This window comes from Amycolatopsis sp. NBC_00348 (genome assembly GCF_036114655.1).
In the GTDB taxonomy this organism is placed as follows: domain Bacteria; phylum Actinomycetota; class Actinomycetes; order Mycobacteriales; family Pseudonocardiaceae; genus Amycolatopsis.
In genome coordinates, this window is record NZ_CP107994.1 from 932,501 (window position 1) to 950,449 (window position 17,949).

A 17,949-nucleotide genomic window follows, 5' to 3' on the forward strand; every position below is an offset into this window, starting at 1 on the left:
TGGCGGAAGCTAGCGGTGGAGGGTGTGGGAGTGAGAATGCAGGCATGAGTAGCGAATGCAGAGTGAGAAACTCTGCCGCCGGATGACCAAGGGTTCCTGGGCCAGGCTAATCCGCCCAGGGTAAGTCGGGACCTAAGGCGAGGCCGACAGGCGTAGTCGATGGACAACGGGTTGATATTCCCGTACCCGAGCATGTGCGCCCATGACGAGGCGTTTGATACTAACCACCCAAAGCCATGTCCCAAAGTCTTCGGATGGAGGGGTGTGTGTGGAGCGTGGGACCTGATTTCGTAGTAGTCAAGCGATGGGGTGACGCAGGAAGGTAGCTCCGCCAGGCGATGGTTGTCCTGGTGTAAGCGTGTAGGAGAAAGCATAGGCAAATCCGTGCTTTATATACTCTGAGACGTGATGCGTAGCCGTTTGAGGTGAAGTAGAGTGATCCTATGCTGCCGAGAAAAGCCTCTAGTGAGTGCATGCACGGCCCGTACCCCAAACCAACACAGGTGGTCAGGTAGAGAATACTAAGGCGATCGGGTGAACTGTGGTTAAGGAACTCGGCAAAATGCCCCCGTAACTTCGGGAGAAGGGGGGCCAAACATCCTGAAGTCCTTTACGGACTAGGGGTGGGTGGCCGCAGAGACCAGCGGAAAGCGACTGTTTACTAAAAACACAGGTCCATGCGAAGTCGCAAGACGATGTATATGGACTGACGCCTGCCCGGTGCTGGAACGTTAAGAGGACCGGTTAATCCCTTCGGGGGTGAAGCTGAGAATTTAAGCGCCAGTAAACGGCGGTGGTAACTATAACCATCCTAAGGTAGCGAAATTCCTTGTCGGGTAAGTTCCGACCTGCACGAATGGCGTAACGACTTTCCGGCTGTCTCAACCACAGGCCCGGCGAAATTGCACTACGAGTAAAGATGCTCGTTACGCGCGGCAGGACGGAAAGACCCCGGGACCTTTACTATAGTTTGGTATTGGTTTTCGGTTCGGCTTGTGTAGGATAGGTGGGAGACTGTGAAGCGGTGACGCTAGTTACTGTGGAGTCATTGTTGAAATACCACTCTGGTCGAATTGGGAATCTGAACCTCGGGCCATGATCTGGTTCAGGGACAGTGCCTGATGGGTAGTTTAACTGGGGCGGTTGCCTCCTAAAGAGTAACGGAGGCGCCCAAAGGTTCCCTCAGCCTGGTTGGCAATCAGGTGTTGAGTGCAAGTGCACAAGGGAGCTTGACTGTGAGACAGACATGTCGAGCAGGGACGAAAGTCGGGACTAGTGATCCGGCACCACCTGGTGGAAGGGGTGTCGCTCAACGGATAAAAGGTACCCCGGGGATAACAGGCTGATCTTGCCCAAGAGTCCATATCGACGGCATGGTTTGGCACCTCGATGTCGGCTCGTCGCATCCTGGGGCCGGAGTAGGTCCCAAGGGTTGGGCTGTTCGCCCATTAAAGCGGCACGCGAGCTGGGTTTAGAACGTCGTGAGACAGTTCGGTCCCTATCCGCCGCGCGCGTAGGATACTTGAGGAAGGCTGTCCCTAGTACGAGAGGACCGGGACGGACGAACCTCTGGTGTGCCAGTTGTCCCGCCAGGGGCATGGCTGGTTGGCCACGTTCGGAAGGGATAACCGCTGAAGGCATCTAAGCGGGAAGCCTGTTCCAAGATGAGGTATCCCACCCTTTGTGGGTTAAGGCCCCCAATAGACCATTGGGTTGATAGGCCAGATATGGAAGCACAGTAATGTGTTGTCGAGTTGACTGGTACTAATAGGCCGAGGACTTGTCTACGAAGGTGTTACGCATCCACTCTACGGTTCTGAAACACCACACGGCCCTCCGTTTGGGGGGTGTGGGTGTTTGATAGTGTTTCGGTGGTTTTAGCGTCAGGGAAACGCCCGGTCCCATTCCGAACCCGGAAGCTAAGCTTGACAGCGCCGATGGTACTGCAACCGAAGGGTTGTGGGAGAGTAGGACACCGCCGAACTTACCTTCCGTACGGCCCGTTAGGATAGCCAGTTGGCTGCCCTAGCGGGCCGTACGTGTATGTCCAGACCAAGATTTTCCACGGCAGGAGGCCAGGTGTCCGAGTTCGGTCGACGAGACTCAAGCGATGATGGGTCCGGCCGGTCGGCTCGCCGGGACGAAGGCTCCCGGAGCCGGTCGGACGCACCCCGGGGGAACCCCCAGCGCGGTGCCCGGCAGGACCGAGGCGGCCGCGACGGTGGTTACCAGGGCCGGCCTCGCCGTGACGACCAGGGCGTCCGGGGCGGCGGCAAGCCGTCCCGCGGCGCCGACGGTCCCCGCGACCGCGATCAGCGCGGCGGATACGCAGGTCAGAGCCGTGACAGCGGCCGCGCGTCCAGTTCCAGCTCCAGTGACCGCGGTGGTTACCGCGACTCCGGCGACTCGCGTGACCGGGGAAGCCGGCCCAGCGGCGGCGGCACCCGGTTCTCCGGCGGGCCCGCTCGCTCGGGTGGCGGTGGCGGCCGCTACGAGGACCGTGGCGGCAACCGCTCCGGCGGGCGCTACGAAGGCTCGGGCAACCGGTCGGGCGGCGGCTCCGACGACCGCGGCGGCCGGCCGAGTGGCGGCCGTCCGCAGGGCAAGTCGTCCTTCGGCGACCGCAAGCCGCGCTGGGAAGACCGCAGCAGCGGCTCCGACCGCGGTCCCCGCACCGGCGGCTTCAAGTCGGACGACCGCGGCAGCTCGAGCCGTCGCGACGACGACCGTGGCCCCCGTACTGGTGGGTACCGTTCGGACGACCGCGGCAGTTCGGCTCGCCGTGATGACGACCGTGGTCCCCGTTCCGGTGGTTTCCGTTCGGATGACCGCGGCAATTCGAGTCGTCGTGATGACGATCGCGGACCGCGCACGGGTGGTTTCCGTTCGGACGACCGCGGCAGTTCGGCTCGTCGTGACGATGACCGTGGTTCCCGTTCCGGTGGTTTCCGTTCGGACGACCGCAGCAGCTCGAGTCGTCGTGATGACGACCGTGGTTCGCGTACCGGTGGATTCCGGTCTGACGATCGCGGCAAGAGCAGTTACCCCCGGCGGGATGACGACCGTGGGCCCCGCACCGGTGCTCCGCGATCGGACGATCGCGGCAAGGGCAGCTACGAGCGTCGCGACGACTCGCGTGGTGACCGTTCCGGCAGCTTCGACCGGAGCAAGAGCAGCTCCCCGCGTCGTGACGACGATCGTGGCCGTGGTGGCTACGACAAGGGTGCTCGCTCCAGCGGTCCCCGTTCCGATGACCGCGGCTCGGCGCGTACCGGCGGGTTCCGCTCGGACGACCGCAAGAGCAGCTACCCGCGTCGCGATGACGACCGTGGGGCCCCTCGCTCGGACGACAGCGGCAAGAGCAGCTACGAGCGTCGCGACGACTCGCGCGGTGATCGTGGCAGCTACCCGCGTCGCGATGACGACCGCAAGCCCGGGACCTCCCGGGAGTCCGGCAGCTACCAGCGCCGGGACGACGACCGCAAGCCCGGCGGCTACCAGGGGCGCGACGAGAATCGCCGCACCGGTGGTTACCAGGGGCGTGACGACAGCCGTGGTCCGCGTGACTCCGGCGGCCGGGACGACCGCTCCGGCGGGGGTTCCCGCGACACCGGGAAGCCGTTCGACAACACCCGCGACGACAAGCGTCCGGCTCGCGACCACGGCGACCGCAAGGAACGTCCCGTGCGGCGGGAGTTCGAGCGCAAGGACAGCGTCCACCGCAACCCGCGGCCCGGCGTTCACACCCCGCTCGACGACGAGGCCTTGGCGAAGGAGTTCCTGGAAGCACCGGAGCTGCCCGAAGGCGTCGAGTTCTCCGACCTCGACGAGGAAGCCCGCCGCGAGCTGCGGACGCTGCCGAAGGCGCTGGCCGAGACCGTCGGGAAGCACCTCGTCGCGGCCGGCGGCCTGATGGACAGCGACCCCGAGGCCGCGCTCGAGCACGCCAAGTACGCCAAGGCCAAGGCCTCGCGCGTGCCGATCGTGCGGGAGGCGCTCGGCCTGGTCGCCTACAACTCCGGCAACTGGGCGGAGGCGCTGTCGGAACTGCGCGCCGTCCGGCGGATGACCCGCAGCGACGACCACATCGCCATCATCGCCGACGCCGAGCGCGCGCTGGGCCGGCCCGAGCGGGCTTTGGACCTCGCGAAGGAGGCCGACACGACGAAGCTGGCGAAGGCCACGCAGATCGAGCTGGCGATCGTCGCGGCCGGGGCGCGCCGGGACCTCGGGCAGATCAACGCCGCGGTCGTTTCCCTGCAGGGCGCGGACCTCAAGGCCGAGAAGCGCGACCCGTGGAGCGCGCGGCTCTTCTACGCCTACGCCGACAACCTGGTCGCGGCGGAGCGCAAGGACGAGGCCATCCGCTGGTTCCTCAACGCGGCGGAAGCCGACGCGGACGACGAGACCGACGCGGCCGAGCGCGCCGCGGACCTCTCGAACGAAGGGCTCGAGCCGGCCAAGGCGCCCGAGTCGGCCAAGGCGGCCAAGGTGACCGAGCTGGCGAAGACCGCTGAAGCGGCCGGGACCGACGAGGCCACCAAGGCGACGAAGGCGGCCGAGTCGACGAAGGTGACTGAGGCGGCTAAGACCGCTGAGGTAACCGAATCGGTCGACGCGGCCGAGCCGGCCAAGGCCACCCAGGCGGACGAGCCCGCGAAGGCAACTGAGGCGGCCAAGGCAGCTCAGGCGAACGAGTCAGCGAAGGTGCCCGAGGTGGCCGAGACAACCGAATCGGCCAAGGCGGACGAGTCAGCCGAGGCGACCGGTTCGGCCAAGACCGCCGATGCAACCGACCCGGCCAAGGTTGAAGCCGCTGACCCGGCCAAGGCCGAGGCCTTGGCCGACAAGCCGGCCAAGGCTGAAGCCGACAAGCCGGCCCCGGCCGAAGGCGACGAGCCTGGCGCCACCGTCGAGTCGGATGACTGACTCCCTGCTGGCGGCCTATGACGCCGTCCTGTTCGATCTTGACGGCACCGTCTACCACGGCACCCAGGTGATCCCGGGTGCGCCGGAGACGGTCAAGGCCGCCCGGGATCACGGGACGCCGGTGCGGTTCGTCACGAACAACGCGTCCAAGGCTCCGGCCGAGGTCGTCGCGCACCTCGTCGGCCTCGGCATGCCCGCCGAGGTCGGTGAGGTGCACACCAGCGCCCAAGCCGGCGCCGTGTTGCTTCGTGAACGGCTCGCGCCGGGCGCTGAGGTGCTCGTCGTGGGCACCGAAGCGCTCGCGGCCGAGGTCGCCCAGGCCGGGTTGGAGCCCGTCCGGGAGAACGCCGAGAGCGTCCAGGCCGTCGTGCAGGGGCACTCGCCCGACAACACCTGGGCCGCGCTCGCCGAGGCGTGCCTGGCCATCCGGGCGGGTGCGCTGTGGGTGGCCTGCAACGTCGACGCGACGCTGCCCAGCGAGCGGGGCCTGCTGCCGGGCAACGGCTCGATGGTCGCCGCGCTGCGCACGGCCACCGACGTCGAACCGGTGGTCGCCGGGAAGCCGGAGCCGCTGCTGTTCGAGACCGCGGCGAAGTCGGCCGGGGCGGAGCATCCGCTCGTCGTCGGTGACCGGCTCGACACCGACATCGCCGGTGCGGTCGCCGCGGGTGTCGACTCGCTCGTCGTGCTCTCCGGGGTCGCGACGCCGAAGCAGCTGGTCGAGGCCGTCCCGGCCGAGCGCGGCACCTACCTCGCGGCGGATCTCACCGCGCTCACGTCCACTCTCGAAGAACTGAAGATCGGGCCCCGGCCCGGCTGGTCGGTCGACGCCGGGGACGTCCTCACGATCGACGGCGAGGGTGACGACCTGGACCTGCTCCGGGCCCTCTGCCACGCGGCGTGGGAGTCCGGCAAGACGACGGTCCAGGCCGACGGCGACGCCGCGAAGGCCGCGCTGGCGCGGCTCGGACTGGCCTGACTGATACCGTTCTTGACGTGCAGGATCACCCGTACCCCGTCCCGGGACCGCCGCCCGGCGCGTTCTCCGAGCAGACCGACCCGCGGGCCGGCATCGCCGAGGCCGTCGCCGGTCTGGACGACCTGGACGCGCTTCCGCTCACCGAGCACGTCGAGCGCTTCGACGCCGTGCACACCGAGCTGACCGTGGCCCTGTCCAGCATCGACAAGGTCTGACCAGGTGCCCAAGCGGGCCCGCCTCGACGCGGAACTGGTTCGGCGCGGCCTCGCCCGCTCACGCGAGCAGGCCTCGGCCCTGATCACCGGCGGCAAGGTCACCGTGCGCGGGATGGTCGCGTCGAAGCCCGCCACCGGCGTGGAGACCGACGCGCCCATCGTCGTGAAGGACGAAGACGACCCCGGCTGGGCTTCGCGCGGTGCGCACAAGCTGCTCGGCGCGCTCGAGGCGTTCGGCCCGCTCGGCCTGGACGTCGAAGGCAAGCGCTGCCTCGACGCCGGCGCGTCCACCGGCGGGTTCACCGACGTGCTGCTGCGCGGCGGCGCCGCGACCGTGATCGCCGCCGACGTCGGCCGCGGTCTGCTCGACTGGCGGATCCGCACCGACGAGCGGGTCGTGGTGCTGGACCGCACCAACGTCCGCAACCTCACGCCTGACACCCTCGGCGGCCCGGTCGATCTCGTGGTCGGCGATCTCTCGTTCATCTCGCTCAAGCTCGTGCTGCCCGCGCTCGTCGAGTGCGTGCGCGAGGGCGCCGATCTGGTGCCGATGGTGAAGCCCCAGTTCGAAGTGGGCAAGGACCGGCTGGGTAGCGGTGGTGTCGTGCGCGACCCCGAGCTGCGTGCCGAATCGGTGCTGAACGTGCTCGACGAAGCCGCGAAACTGGGCCTCTCGCTGCGCGGGGTGACCGCCAGCCCGCTGCCGGGGCCGTCCGGGAACGTCGAGTATTTCGTGTGGCTCAGGAAAGAACACGTGGCCGAGTCCACTGTGGACGCGGTAGACAGGTCTGAGGCCGAGCGGCTCGTCCGAACCGCCGTCGAGGAAGGGCCCGCATGACCACCGAACGTGAAGTTCTCCTCATGGTGCACCCCGACCGGGAAGCCACCGGCGAGGCGGCGCGCGAGGTTTCCGCGCGCTTCGCCAAGGCCGGGATCCGGATCCGGGTGATCGAGGACGACGTCTGCGCGCTGATCAACCCGGATGAGCACGGCGTCGGCGCGTCCTGCACCGTCGTCGACCCGGACGACAACCCCGCCGCGGGGGTCGAGCTGGTGTTCGTGCTCGGCGGTGACGGCACGCTGCTGCGCGCGGCCGAGATCGCCCGCCCGGCCGGGGTGCCGGTGCTGGGCGTGAACCTGGGCCGTGTCGGGTTCCTCGCCGAGGCCGACTCGGACGCGCTGGCCGACACCGTGCAGCGCGTCGTCGACGGCGACTACCAGGTCGAAGAGCGGATGACGATCGACGTCACGGTCACCCACGGCGGCACCGAGCTGAGCCGGACCTGGGCGTTGAACGAGGCCAGCGTCGAGAAGAGCACGCGTGAGCGGGTGCTCGACGCGCTGATCGAGGTCGACGGGCGGCCGGTTTCGGCGTTCGGCTGCGATGGTGTGCTGTGCGCCACACCGACCGGTTCGACGGCGTACGCGTTTTCGGCCGGCGGGCCGATCATCTGGCCGGACGTGCAGGCGCTGCTGGTGGTGCCGAGCAACGCGCACGCGATGTTCTCGCGGCCGCTGGTCGTCTCACGCGACTCGGTGATCACCGTCGGGATCGACCCGGACGGCTCGTCCGCGGTCCTGACCTGCGACGGCACCCGCAGCCACGACCTGCCGCCGGGCGCCCGCGTGCGGGTCACGTGCGGCGGGACGCCGGTGCGGCTGGTCCGGTTGTGGGACGGCCCGTTCACCGATCGCCTGGTGCAGAAGTTCGCCTTGCCGGTGAAGAGCTGGCGCGAGCGGCACGCCCGCCCGAACGAGTAAGGGCGCGAACGGTCCGTTCGGCGCTTTATTCGAACATATCGGCGACTCGCCGGGCCGCCGGGTGCGCGGAGTGTCGGTGGGGGCCGCTACGGTAGGCGGCGTGCTGGCCGAGATGCGCATCCAGGGCCTCGGAGTCATCGAGGACGCCCTGCTGGAACTGCACGCGGGCTTCACCGTCGTCACCGGTGAGACGGGTGCCGGGAAGACCATGGTCGTCACCGGGCTCCACCTGCTCTCCGGGGGCCGGGCCGAGGTCTCGAAGGTACGAACGGGGATGCTCAAGGCGTTCGTGGAAGGACGGTTCACCTATTCGGGCGTCGAAGGCGCCGAACGGATCGTCACCGACTCCGGTGCCGACGTGGACGAGGACGGCAGCGTCATCGCGCTGCGCGCCATCGCCGTCGACGGCCGGTCCCGGGCCCACCTGGGCGGCCGGTCGGTGCCGGTCGGCGTGCTCGCGGAGCTGTCCGAACAGCTGATCGCGGTGCACGGGCAGAACGACCAGCTGCGGCTGCTGCGCCCGGCCGAGCAGCGCGCGGTGATCGACCGGTTCGCCGGCGACGCCGTCACCAAGCCGCTGCGCGCCTACCAGGAGATCCGCTCCGAGTGGCTGGCGGTGATCGCCGAGCTGACCGAGCGCTCCACCCGCTCCCGCGAGATGGCCCAGCAGGCGGACCTGCTCAAGCACGGGCTCACCGAGATCGACGCGGTCGAGCCGACCCCGGGCGAGGACGTCGACCTCACCGCGCAGATCAAGCGGCTCGCGGCGGTCGACGAGCTGCGGGCGACCGCGACCGAGGCGCACATCGCCGTCTCCGGCTCGGCCGAAGGCGACCCGGACGCTCCCGGCGCCATGGGTCTGGTCTCCGAGGCGCTGCGGCGGTTGTCGACGTCGGAAGATGGCGTGCTGCGCGAGCTGGCGCCGCGGCTGGAAGAGGCGTCGGTGCTGCTGGCCGACGTCGGGGCCGAGCTCGGCGGGTACGTCGAGACGCTCGACGCCGACCCGGCGCTGCTGGAAAAGGTGCTGGCCCGCCAAGGCGACCTCAAGCGGCTGACCCGCAAGTACGCGGCGGACGTCGACGGCGTGCTCGCCTGGGCCGAGGACGCCCGGCGCCGCCTGGAGACCATGGACACCTCGGAAGAGGCGCTGGCCGAGCTGGCGATGCGGCGCGATCAGCTCGCGGTGCAGCTGGCCACCCACGCCGTCGAGGTTTCGGTCGCCCGGGAGAAGTCCGCCGCCGAGCTGGCGGCGGAGATCACCCGGGAGCTGTCCGGCCTGGCGATGGGCCAGGCCGCGATCGAGGTGACGGTCGAGCAGCGCCCGGCCGAGCACGGCGACACCCACGCGCTGGCCATCGACGGCCACGCGGTGCACGCGGGCGCCGATGGCATCGACGACGTCGAGCTGCTGCTGCGGGCGCACGACGGCGCGCCGCCGCTGCCGGTGCACAAGGCCGCCTCGGGCGGTGAGCTGTCCCGGGTGATGCTGGCGATCGAGGTCGTCCTCGCGCACGCCGACACGGTGCAGACGCTGGTGTTCGACGAGGTCGACGCCGGTGTCGGCGGCCGCGCGGCGATCGAGATCGGCCGCCGGCTGGCGCGGCTCGCGCGGACCCACCAGGTCCTGGTGGTCACGCACCTGCCGCAGGTGGCCGCGTTCGCCGACCAGCACCTGGTGGTGGACAAGGGGCACACCGGCGGGGTGACCCGCAGCGGGATCAAGAACCTGAGCCAGGGCGACCGCGTCAGCGAGCTGGCCCGGATGCTCGCCGGCATGGACAACGAGACGGGCCGCGCGCACGCCGAGGAACTCCTGGCGACGGCCGAGAAGGACAAGACCGAGTTCGAGCCGAAACGCAAGCGGGCCAAGAAGAAGTAGTACGCGTCAGCCGTCCAGGTCCGCGTTGATGCCGCGGAACACCTCCGCGAGCACGCGGGCCTGCTCGCGGCTCACGTGCTCGGCGAAGTGGCGTTCGACGCCCCGGACGTGCGTGGGCCACGCCTGCTCCAGCGCCGCCAAGCCCGCCGGTGTCAGGACCACCAGGGTGGCCCGGCGGTTGCCCGCGTCCACCTCGCGCCGCGCGTGACCGTCGCGCTCGAGGCCGTCGACCAAGCGGGTCAGCCCGCTCGCGCTGTGTACCAGGGCGTCGGCCAGGTCCTTCATGTGGAGCCGCTGTTCCGGCGCCTCCGAGAGCTGGACCAGCGCGTCGTAGGTGCGGTGCGACATCCCGTGCGCGGCGCGCAGGTCCGCGTCCAGCACCCGCAGCAGCAGGGCCGACGAGCGCAGGAAGCCGCGCCACGCCGCGTCGTGTTCTCGGGACAGGCTCACCCCGGGAATAGTACTCGTGCGAACAGTTGTTGTGCGGACTGTTCGCTTGCGAAGAAAGGACGCCCGATGCGCGCAGTGGTACTCCGGGAACCCGGCCCGGTCGAGAACCTCGAACTGAAGGACATCCCGCTGCCCGAGGCGAAACCGGGCTGGGTCCGGATCGCCGTCAAGGCGTTCGGGCTCAACCGTTCCGAGCTGCACACCCGCCTCGGCATGGCCGACGGCGTCACGTTCCCGCGGGTGCCCGGCATCGAGGCCGTCGGCGTCGTCGACGCCGCGCCGGACGGCGGTTTCGAGGTCGGGCAGCAGGTCGCCACGATGATGGGCGGGATGGGCCGCACCTTCGACGGCGGTTATGCCGAGTACACGCTCGTCCCGCGCGAGCAGGTCGTGCCGTTCCGCTCGGACCTGCCGTGGGAGGTGCTCGGTCAGGTCCCGGAGACGCTGCAGACCGCGTACGGCTCCCTCACCACCGGCCTCGACCTGCGGGAAGGCCAGACGCTGCTGATCCGCGGCGGGACGTCCGCGCTCGGCTTCGCCACCGCGACGCTCGCCCGCGACCTCGGTGCCACCGTCTTCGCCACGACCCGGCAGCGGGACCGCCTGGACACCCTGGCCGCGCACGGTGTCGAGCACCCGCTCCTGGACGACGGCGACGTCGCCGCGCAGGTCCGGGCGATCGTCCCGGACGGCGTCGACGCCGCTCTCGAACTCGTCGGGACGCCGACCCTGCCGGACACCCTCGCGGCCGTCCGCGTGCACGGCACGGTGTGCTTCACGGGCATGCTCTCGAACCAGTGGACAATCAAGAATTTCTATCCGATCGGATACCTTCCCGCCGGTGTGCGCTTGACCGCTTATGGTGGTGAGGCGGACGATCTGCCCGCATCGGTTCTCCAGCGGTACCTCGACCGGATCGCCGCCGGCGGCGTCAGCCTCGGCCCGGCCCGGGTCTACCCGATGGAGTCGATCCGGCAGGCGCACGACGACCTGGAGCACAACCGGACGGCGGGCAAGCTCGTCGTGCTGACCGGCTAAGTGGAGGGAGCCGCCCCTTGATCCTGCCGCCACCCGCCGACGTCGAAGCGCAGCTGGCCGCCGCCCGCCGGGAGGGCGACCTCGACACCTACCTCGGCCTGCTCGCCGGGGAGGAACTGTTCGTCCCCATCCGGCGGGCCGACGCCGAGAGCATCCTCGAGGACCGCGCCGAGACCTTCCCGAACGTCTACCACGAGACCGGCGGTGACGAGTTCCTGCAGGTCTTCACCCGCGGCGCGCTGCCCGACCTCGGGCCGGACGTCGTCGTGATGAGCGGGGCGCTCGATTGGGCGGTCGACGGCGTCGGGCGTCACGAGCGGGTCGTGTTCAACCGCGGCACCCGGGGCGAGTGGCGGCTGCCGGGCGCGACGCTGCAGCCGTGGCTGGACGCGCACCTCGACGACGTCACGCCGCTGGAAGAGCAGGTCGAACGGCTGATCACCGCGCCGTACGGGCACCTCGAAGGGCCGATCGCGCACGCGCTCGCCTGCGGGGCGCACCTGGCCGTGCTGAACGCGGCGCCGTGGAACCTGCTCGACGCGCGCTACCACGACTACGTGGCCGAGGTCCGCGGCCTGCGCGACTGGTGGGGCGTGGCCGACCCGCCGGCCTGGCGCGCCACGATCGGCGACCTCATCGGCGACGGCTACGCGCTCACGCCCGGCAACCTGGTGCTGATGCTGCGCCTGCGGTTCGCCGCCGAGTCCGGGCTGCGCGACGGCGAGTTCGACCCGCTGACCTGGGCGCAGCTGGTGGGCCGGTGGTGCGCGGAGAACGACGCCGAGGACCAGGCCGACGAGCTGCGCGACACCGTGCGCCGGGTGTCGCGCTACGAGCAGCGCTTCCGCGCCGACGGCCTGCTCGACGCCGGGGGTTTCGTCACGACGGCGTTGTCCTGGGACGTCGGGCGCGCGGTCAACATCGCGCGCTGGGGGCTGGCCGCCGGGTACTGCGACGCGCTCACCGCCGAGCTGATGGTCCTGGAGGCCGGCTCGCTCGCGCGTCGCTACCACCAGTCATGGGCCGACCTGTCGGCGGGCTACCTCATGGGCCGGGTGCTGCACAGCCGGGACGACGAGTTCGGCGAGTGGTACCCCGCCGCCGTGCGGGTCCACCACCAGCTCCTTCAGGACCCGGGCAGCCCCTGGGTGAACCTCGATTTCGGGTCTCTTTCGGAGGAGTCCGACGCCTGATCGAGAACTTGGGCGCGGCGTGGCTCACCACAACGAGTCACCTCTGCTACGGCGTGGCGTGCGCAGTCCCACGAGCAAATTTGTCACCATCGGCCACATGAAGCTCACCGGGCTGCTCACGCGGAACTCCGAACCCCTGCCGGGCATCACCGGGGTCGCCAGGGTCGACCGCCGCACCCGGGAGCTGCTGCGCCGGATCAGTCCGGGTGACATCGTCGTGCTCGACCAGCTGGACCTCGACCGCGCGACGGCCGACGCGCTCGTCGACGCCGAGGTCGCCGGCGTGGTCAACGCGTCGCCCTCGATCTCCGGCCGGTTCCCCAACCTGGGCCCCGAGATCCTCATCGCCGCCGGCGTCCCGCTGGTCGACTCGGTGGGCGGTGAGCTGCTGCGCTCGATCAAGGACGGCACGAAGCTGCGGCTGCTCGACGGCGTCGTGTACGTCGGCGAGCGCCAGGTCGCCTCCGGCATCGAGCAGACCGCCGACAGCGTCGCGGACCAGATGATCGAGGCCAAGGCCGGGATGTCGACGCAGCTGGAGGCGTTCTCGGCCAACACCATCGAGTTCCTGCGCCGCGAGCGCACCCTGATCCTCGACGGCGTCGGCGTGCCGGAGCTGAAGGTGCAGCTGCGGGACCGGCACGTGCTGGTCGTCGCGGGCGGCAACGGGCACGCCGAGGACCTCAAGAAGCTCAAGAAGTACATCGCCGAGCACCGGCCGGTGCTGATCGGCGTCGACGCCGGCGCCGACACCCTGCGGGCGCAGGGCCACCTGCCGGACGTCATGGTCGGCGACCCGACCGGGATCGGCACCGCCACGCTGCGCAGCGGCGGCGAGGTCGTGGTGCCCGCCCAGCCGGACGGGCACGCCCCCGGCGTCGAGCGGATCCAGGACCTCGGCATCGGCGCGGTGACGTTCCCCGCGTCCGGTAACGCCGAAGACCTCGCGCTGCTGCTGGCCGACGCGCACGGCGCGACCCTCGTGGTCACGGTCGGTTTCCAGGCCACCCTGCGCGAGTTCCTCGACCACGGCCGGTCCGGCTCCAACCCGTCGACGTTCCTCACGCGCCTGAAGCTCGGCACGAAGCTCGTCGACGGGAAAGCGGTGGCGACGCTGCACCGCAGCCGGGTCTCGATCGGCGCGGTCGTCCTGCTCGTGCTCGCCGCGGTCGTGGTCGTCGCCGCGGCCCTGCTGGTGTCCGACGTGGGCTCGGTCTACCTGGACTGGCTCCGGCACACCTGGAATTCGCTCGCTGCCTGGGTCAAGGGATTGTTCACGTGATTTCGCTTCGCTACCACGTAGTTTCCATCGCCGCCTGCTTCCTGGCCCTCGCCGTCGGCGTCGTGCTCGGTTCGACGGCGCTGAACGGCTCGCTGCTTTCGGGGCTGGCGGGGGAGAAGAAGGACCTGGGCAGCCAGGTCTCCGACCTCGAAGCCCAGCGCAACGCGCTCACCGCCCGGCTCGCCGACGCGGACGCGTTCGCCGGCGCCATGGGGCCGAAGGTCGTCGCCGGGGTGCTGGACAAGCGCACGGTGGTCCTCGTGACCACCGAGGACGCGCGCCCGGCCGACCGGGACGCGCTCAAGCAGCTGATCGGCCAGTCCGGCGCGACCGTGACCGGCGAGGTGCAGCTGACGGCCGCGTTCGCCGATCCCGAGAAGGCCGACCAGCTCCGCGACGTCGTCACGCGGCTGCAGCCGGCCGGGTCGAAGTTCCCGACCGCGGGTGACTCCGGCACGCTCGCCGGCGCGCTGCTCGGCTCGGTGTTGTTGCTGGACAAGGCGTCCGCCAAGCCGCAGTCCTCGGGTGAGGAGCTGGCCGCCGCCCTGGGCGGGCTCACCGACGGCGGGTTCGTCAAGGCGGGTCAGGACGTCAAGCCGGCGCAGCTGGCCGTGGTGCTCACCGGCGCGCAGGCGACCGGCGACGGCGCGGGCGACCGGGCGGCCACCATCGCGCGGTTCACCACCCAGCTCGACCGCACCGGCGCGGGCACCGTGCTCGCGGGGGACGCCGGGTCGGCCGAAGGCACCGGCGCGCTCGGCGTCGTCCGCGCGGACACCTCGGCGACGTCGATCCTGTCCACTGTGGACAACGTGGACACCTCCGCCGGCCGGGTGAGCACCGTGCTGGCGCTGAAGGAACAGCTCGACGGCGCGGCCGGCCGTTACGGCATCGCGGGCAACGCCCAGGCTCCCGCACCGGGCGTCACCAGCCCCACCGGCAACTGACGTCGTGAGTGGTAATGAGGGTTAGAACCCTCATTACCACTCACGACAAGCCGCGGCAGACTGCTCAGCTGGCCAGCCAGAGTGCCGGGACGTTCGGCGGTTCCCAGCCCACCAACGAGGTGTGGGCCTGGCGGCACGTGTACGTGACGCCGTTGTAGGTCACCTTCGCGCCCGTGGCGTACGCCGTGTTCGGCGCCCACGCGGGGACCGACGGCGGCGTGGTGGGCGTGGTCGTCGGCGGAGTGGTGGGTGTCGTGGGCGTGGTCGGGGTGGTGGGGGTCGTCGGGGTGGTGGGTGTGGTCGGGGTCGTCGGCGTGGTGGTCGGCGGCGGCGTCGAGCAGTTCGGCGTCGACGCGGCCAGGCCGTTGACCACGGCGTGGAAGAGCGTCGAACCCGGGTCGAGGTCGTAGAGCGAGAACATCATCGCGCCGCCGAGGCCGGTGCAGTGGATGTAGTCGGTGCGGGCCTTGATCGACTGCGCGGACGAGCCGCCGAAGAAGTTCGTCCCGTCGTAGAACCAGGCCGACTGCGTGACCGGGTCCCAGAAGGTGTCAGCCGGGTTGTCGACGATGCCGGAGAGTTCCTTGTACATCGCCACACCCGGCACGTTGCCGCTCAGCGTGTGGCCCGCCGACGGCCCCGACGCCGACTGGTACAAACCGTGGTTCGAGCCGGCCGGCACGCCGGTCCAGCCGCGGTAGTAGAACGGGATGCCCAGCGTCAGCTTGCTCGCGGGGAACCCGCCCGCGATGCCGTACGCGCTGTTGCCGTGCAGGTAGTCCTTGATCACCGAGTCGGTCGTGTACTTCTCCGTGCCCGGTGGGATGGTGCCCGATGGGTCGCTCGGCGAGGAGTACAGCGGGTCCTGGAAGTTCGTCGGCCCGGTGGCGTCCCACGCGCCGTGCATGTCGTAGGTCATCGCGTTGCCGAAGTCCAGGTACTGCCCGATCTTGTCGGTCTGGATCTTCGCGATCTTGTCCTGCCCGCCCGGCAGCGCGGCCGAGAGCGCGTAGTGCTTGCCGCCCAAGGCGTCCAGCTCGGTGCGGAACTCCGCCAGCAGCGCGGTGTAGTTCGCGGTGTCGGCGGCGCTGTAGTGGTTGCCGACGTGCCCGGTCGGGGAACCCGGGTACTCCCAGTCGATGTCTATGCCGTCGAAGATGCCCGCCGCGGTGCCCGGGCCGCCGTAACCGCCGGAGGCCGGGATGTTGCCCTTGATGAACATGTCCAGGCACGAGCTGACGAACTTCTTGCGCGACGCGTCGGTCGCGGCGGCGTCGGAGAAGTACTTCGAGTACGTCCAGCCGCCGATCGACAGCAGCACCTTGAGGTTCGGGTGCCGGGCCTTGAGCTCCTGCAGCTGGTGGAAGTTGCCGACGATCGGCTGGTTGAAGGTGTCGGCGGTGCCGTCGACGCTGATGTCGGAGCCGAAGGACTTCTGGTAGTCGGCGAACTGGTCTTCGCCGCCGTCACCGGCGTTCGGGTCGGTCTCGCCGCCCGGGTCGGGTGTGGTCGCCTTCGACGCCTCGAAGCAGGTGTGGTTCGTGGGATCGATGTTCTCGAAGTCGTAGAGCAGGTAGTCGAGGTTGCCGGCGATCGCGTCGACGTTCTTCAGGTAGTAGGCGTTCTGGTAGATGCTCCACTGGTCGAAGTAGGCGATCCGGACCCCGCCGGAAGTGGCGGCGGCCGCGGGTGGCGCGGCCGGGCCGGCGACCGTGAGCGCGCCCACGACCAGGGCGGCCGCGGCGGCGGCGAACATCGCCAATCTTCGGGAAACCCTCTGCATGCTGTCTCCTCGCGCAGGCGGACGGCCCCCTCCCGGGCCGCGTCGGCGCGAGAGGGGGCGGTACGCGATGGTTTTCACGAACAGGTGCCGGCCCGTTCATGAATGTGCGCGTGCGCACACCGAGTGTCAATACTTTGGACTAGACCAATCTCGGCAGCCGTGCGCTATGGGGTCTGGTGTCCGGATTTCCCAGCGTTGGTAGGGGTTGTCGGCAGGGGTTACTTGAGCGGCGGGTCGAGCGGGAAGCACGACACGCGCACGGACCACGTGTCACCGCCGGCGGGCAGCGGCATCTTCTTCAGCGCCGCGGCCGCCTGGCCGTCGTGCGCTTCCTCGGCCGCGGCGTGGAAGATGTCCGCCGCGATCGACTGGTCGAACACGCCGATCTGCTGGTGCGGCCAGCCCGCCGCGCCCTGCAGCGCGCCGGGGATCAGCTGGTCGACGACCTTGCGCAGGGTCGCCCCGTTGGGCGCGGTGTACTTCCAGACGTCGACGCCGAGGTTCTTGCCGAGCTCGGCCATCCGGCCCCACGCCGTGAGGTTGAAGTTGACGTAGTGCCACGACATCGTCCGCGACAGCTCGAGCGGCTGGCTGCCGTCGGCCGCGAACTGCACGGGGAACCGGTTCTTCTCCGCGTCCAGCACGATCTTCTTCGCCGTGTCCCGCTGGCCCAGGTACGCGGCGATCGTCGCGTTCTGCATGTCGAGGAACGTGCCGTGGTTGTTCGTGGCGGCCAGTTCCAGCTTCGCCTGCGGACTGGTCTCCATCCAGTTCAGGTACTGCGTGAGCCACGCCTTGACGCCGGAGTGGTCCTGGCCGGTCCAGCCCGGCGCGCCGGTGTCGAGCAGCGCGAACACGTCGAGGACCTGGCTGAACGACTGCGTGGAGTCGATGATCCCGGTCCCGCTGATCGTGTTCTTGCACGGGATGATCTGCGAGTACGTCATGTTCGGGTTCATCCTGGTGGCCGGGTCGAGGAACCACGTCCGGATGTCCAGCGCCGCCCGCTTCGCGTACTTCGTGTCGCCGGTGTAGTACCAGGCGAGCGAGAGGTAGTACATCGCGTCCCACGCCACCATCCGGTAGGTGTGGTCGGTGATCGCGTCGGCCTCCGGGTTGCGCTGGCCGTCCTTGTTGACGTAGGGGCAACCCTGCGGGTTCTCCGGCGTCTTCTCACTCGCCCACCAGTAGGGCGCCTGGCTCAGGTAGTCGTGCTTGTCGCCGCTCGGCGGCGCGGCCGGCTTGTCCACGACCGACCACGGGCCGGCGCTCAACGCCGTGTTCGCCTTGCCCAGCACCACCTTCAGCGCGTCGCGCTGCGCCCGCGTGGCGTGGCCGTGCTTCAGCGCCGACTGGATGTCCGCGAGCTTCTTGCCGTCGGTGACGACGGTGTGCGGCGCCTGCCCGGCCGTCGCCGTCCCGCTGAGCGGGACCAGGGCCAGGCACGCGGCCAGCACCGTCGCCCCGAGAACGTGTAGCTGCCTTCGCACCTT

Annotated in this window: 14 protein-coding genes and 2 rRNA genes (1 of these 16 running past the window's edge); 12 read left to right on the forward strand and 4 right to left on the reverse strand. The window is 69.7% G+C overall.

What is annotated here, in order from left to right:
- Positions 1–1,788 (forward strand): 23S ribosomal RNA (locus OHS58_RS04530) (it extends 1,334 nt beyond the left edge of the window).
- Positions 1,789–1,867: 79 nt separating this feature from the next.
- Positions 1,868–1,984: ribosomal RNA gene (rrf, locus tag OHS58_RS04535) — 5S ribosomal RNA — on the forward strand.
- Between the two features lie 119 nt (positions 1,985–2,103).
- On the opposite strand, the gene OHS58_RS04540 is transcribed toward rrf, so the two are convergent.
- Complete coding sequence (locus OHS58_RS04540; RefSeq protein WP_328647240.1) at positions 2,104–3,720, reverse strand: hypothetical protein; 1,617 nt, start codon at positions 3,718–3,720, stop codon at positions 2,104–2,106.
- Between OHS58_RS04540 and OHS58_RS04545 the strand changes: the two genes are divergently transcribed.
- From OHS58_RS04545 to recN, 6 genes are all read left to right on the forward strand, one after another.
- A complete protein-coding gene (locus OHS58_RS04545; protein WP_328647241.1) occupies positions 3,685–4,929 on the forward strand; it encodes a hypothetical protein in 1,245 nt (414 codons plus the stop codon). The genes OHS58_RS04540 and OHS58_RS04545 overlap by 36 nt on opposite strands.
- Positions 4,922–5,908 (forward strand): HAD-IIA family hydrolase, encoded by a 987-nt coding sequence (locus OHS58_RS04550; protein WP_326951159.1) that lies wholly within the window; start codon positions 4,922–4,924, stop codon positions 5,906–5,908. The genes OHS58_RS04545 and OHS58_RS04550 overlap by 8 nt, the downstream gene beginning before the upstream one ends.
- Positions 5,909–5,925: 17 nt before the next feature.
- Positions 5,926–6,123 carry a hypothetical protein gene (locus OHS58_RS04555; protein WP_247053991.1) on the forward strand — a complete coding sequence of 66 codons (198 nt, stop codon included), beginning with the start codon at positions 5,926–5,928 and terminating at the stop codon, positions 6,121–6,123.
- Between the two features lie 4 nt (positions 6,124–6,127).
- Entirely contained in the window at positions 6,128–6,961 is an 834-nt protein-coding gene (locus OHS58_RS04560) for a TlyA family RNA methyltransferase (protein ID WP_328647242.1), read from the forward strand.
- Entirely contained in the window at positions 6,958–7,884 is a 927-nt protein-coding gene (locus OHS58_RS04565; protein ID WP_326952071.1) for an NAD kinase, read from the forward strand. The genes OHS58_RS04560 and OHS58_RS04565 overlap by 4 nt, the downstream gene beginning before the upstream one ends.
- A 100-nt stretch (positions 7,885–7,984) precedes the next feature.
- Positions 7,985–9,763: a DNA repair protein RecN gene (gene recN / locus OHS58_RS04570; RefSeq protein ID WP_328647243.1), complete on the forward strand. Its 1,779-nt coding sequence runs from the start codon at positions 7,985–7,987 to the stop codon at positions 9,761–9,763.
- A gap of 6 nt (positions 9,764–9,769) precedes the next feature.
- Here the strand turns inward: recN and OHS58_RS04575 are convergent, their stop codons facing one another.
- Positions 9,770–10,213, reverse strand: coding sequence for a MarR family winged helix-turn-helix transcriptional regulator (locus OHS58_RS04575; RefSeq protein WP_328647244.1), 444 nt, complete (start codon positions 10,211–10,213; stop codon positions 9,770–9,772).
- Positions 10,214–10,279: 66 nt separating this feature from the next.
- Here OHS58_RS04575 and OHS58_RS04580 point away from each other — a divergent pair, with 66 nt between their 5' ends.
- The 4 genes from OHS58_RS04580 to OHS58_RS04595 all read left to right on the forward strand — a co-directional run bounded on the left by OHS58_RS04580 (position 10,280) and on the right by OHS58_RS04595 (position 14,673).
- Entirely contained in the window at positions 10,280–11,251 is a 972-nt protein-coding gene (locus tag OHS58_RS04580) for a zinc-binding alcohol dehydrogenase family protein (RefSeq protein WP_328647245.1), read from the forward strand.
- A 17-nt stretch (positions 11,252–11,268) separates the two neighbouring features.
- Positions 11,269–12,444 (forward strand): DUF1266 domain-containing protein, encoded by a 1,176-nt coding sequence (locus OHS58_RS04585; protein WP_247053980.1) that lies wholly within the window; start codon positions 11,269–11,271, stop codon positions 12,442–12,444.
- 97 nt (positions 12,445–12,541) lie between these two features.
- The gene (gene steA, locus OHS58_RS04590) at positions 12,542–13,726 is read left to right on the forward strand and encodes a putative cytokinetic ring protein SteA (RefSeq protein WP_247053978.1); all 1,185 of its coding nucleotides are present in this window, start codon (positions 12,542–12,544) and stop codon (positions 13,724–13,726) included.
- Positions 13,723–14,673 carry a copper transporter gene (locus tag OHS58_RS04595; RefSeq protein ID WP_326952075.1) on the forward strand — a complete coding sequence of 317 codons (951 nt, stop codon included), beginning with the start codon at positions 13,723–13,725 and terminating at the stop codon, positions 14,671–14,673. The genes steA and OHS58_RS04595 overlap by 4 nt, the downstream gene beginning before the upstream one ends.
- A gap of 64 nt (positions 14,674–14,737) precedes the next feature.
- Here OHS58_RS04595 and OHS58_RS04600 read toward each other — a convergent pair whose 3' ends face one another.
- Positions 14,738–16,456: a glycosyl hydrolase family 18 protein gene (locus tag OHS58_RS04600; RefSeq protein ID WP_328647246.1), complete on the reverse strand. Its 1,719-nt coding sequence runs from the start codon at positions 16,454–16,456 to the stop codon at positions 14,738–14,740.
- 218 nt (positions 16,457–16,674) lie between these two features.
- Positions 16,675–17,946 (reverse strand): alginate lyase family protein, encoded by a 1,272-nt coding sequence (locus tag OHS58_RS04605; RefSeq protein WP_328647247.1) that lies wholly within the window; start codon positions 17,944–17,946, stop codon positions 16,675–16,677.
- Positions 17,947–17,949: the final 3 nt, after the last annotated feature.

Bases quoted from the DNA above. Each gene is read 5' to 3' on its own strand.
- OHS58_RS04580 (WP_328647245.1), top strand. From the start codon at position 10,280: ATGCGCGCAGTGGTACTCCGGGAACCCGGCCCGGTCGAGAACCTCGAA.
- OHS58_RS04550 (WP_326951159.1), top strand. From the start codon at position 4,922: ATGACTGACTCCCTGCTGGCGGCCTATGACGCCGTCCTGTTCGATCTT.
- steA (WP_247053978.1), top strand. From the start codon at position 12,542: ATGAAGCTCACCGGGCTGCTCACGCGGAACTCCGAACCCCTGCCGGGC.
- OHS58_RS04600 (WP_328647246.1), bottom strand. From the start codon at position 16,456: ATGCAGAGGGTTTCCCGAAGATTGGCGATGTTCGCCGCCGCCGCGGCC.
- OHS58_RS04565 (WP_326952071.1), top strand. From the start codon at position 6,958: ATGACCACCGAACGTGAAGTTCTCCTCATGGTGCACCCCGACCGGGAA.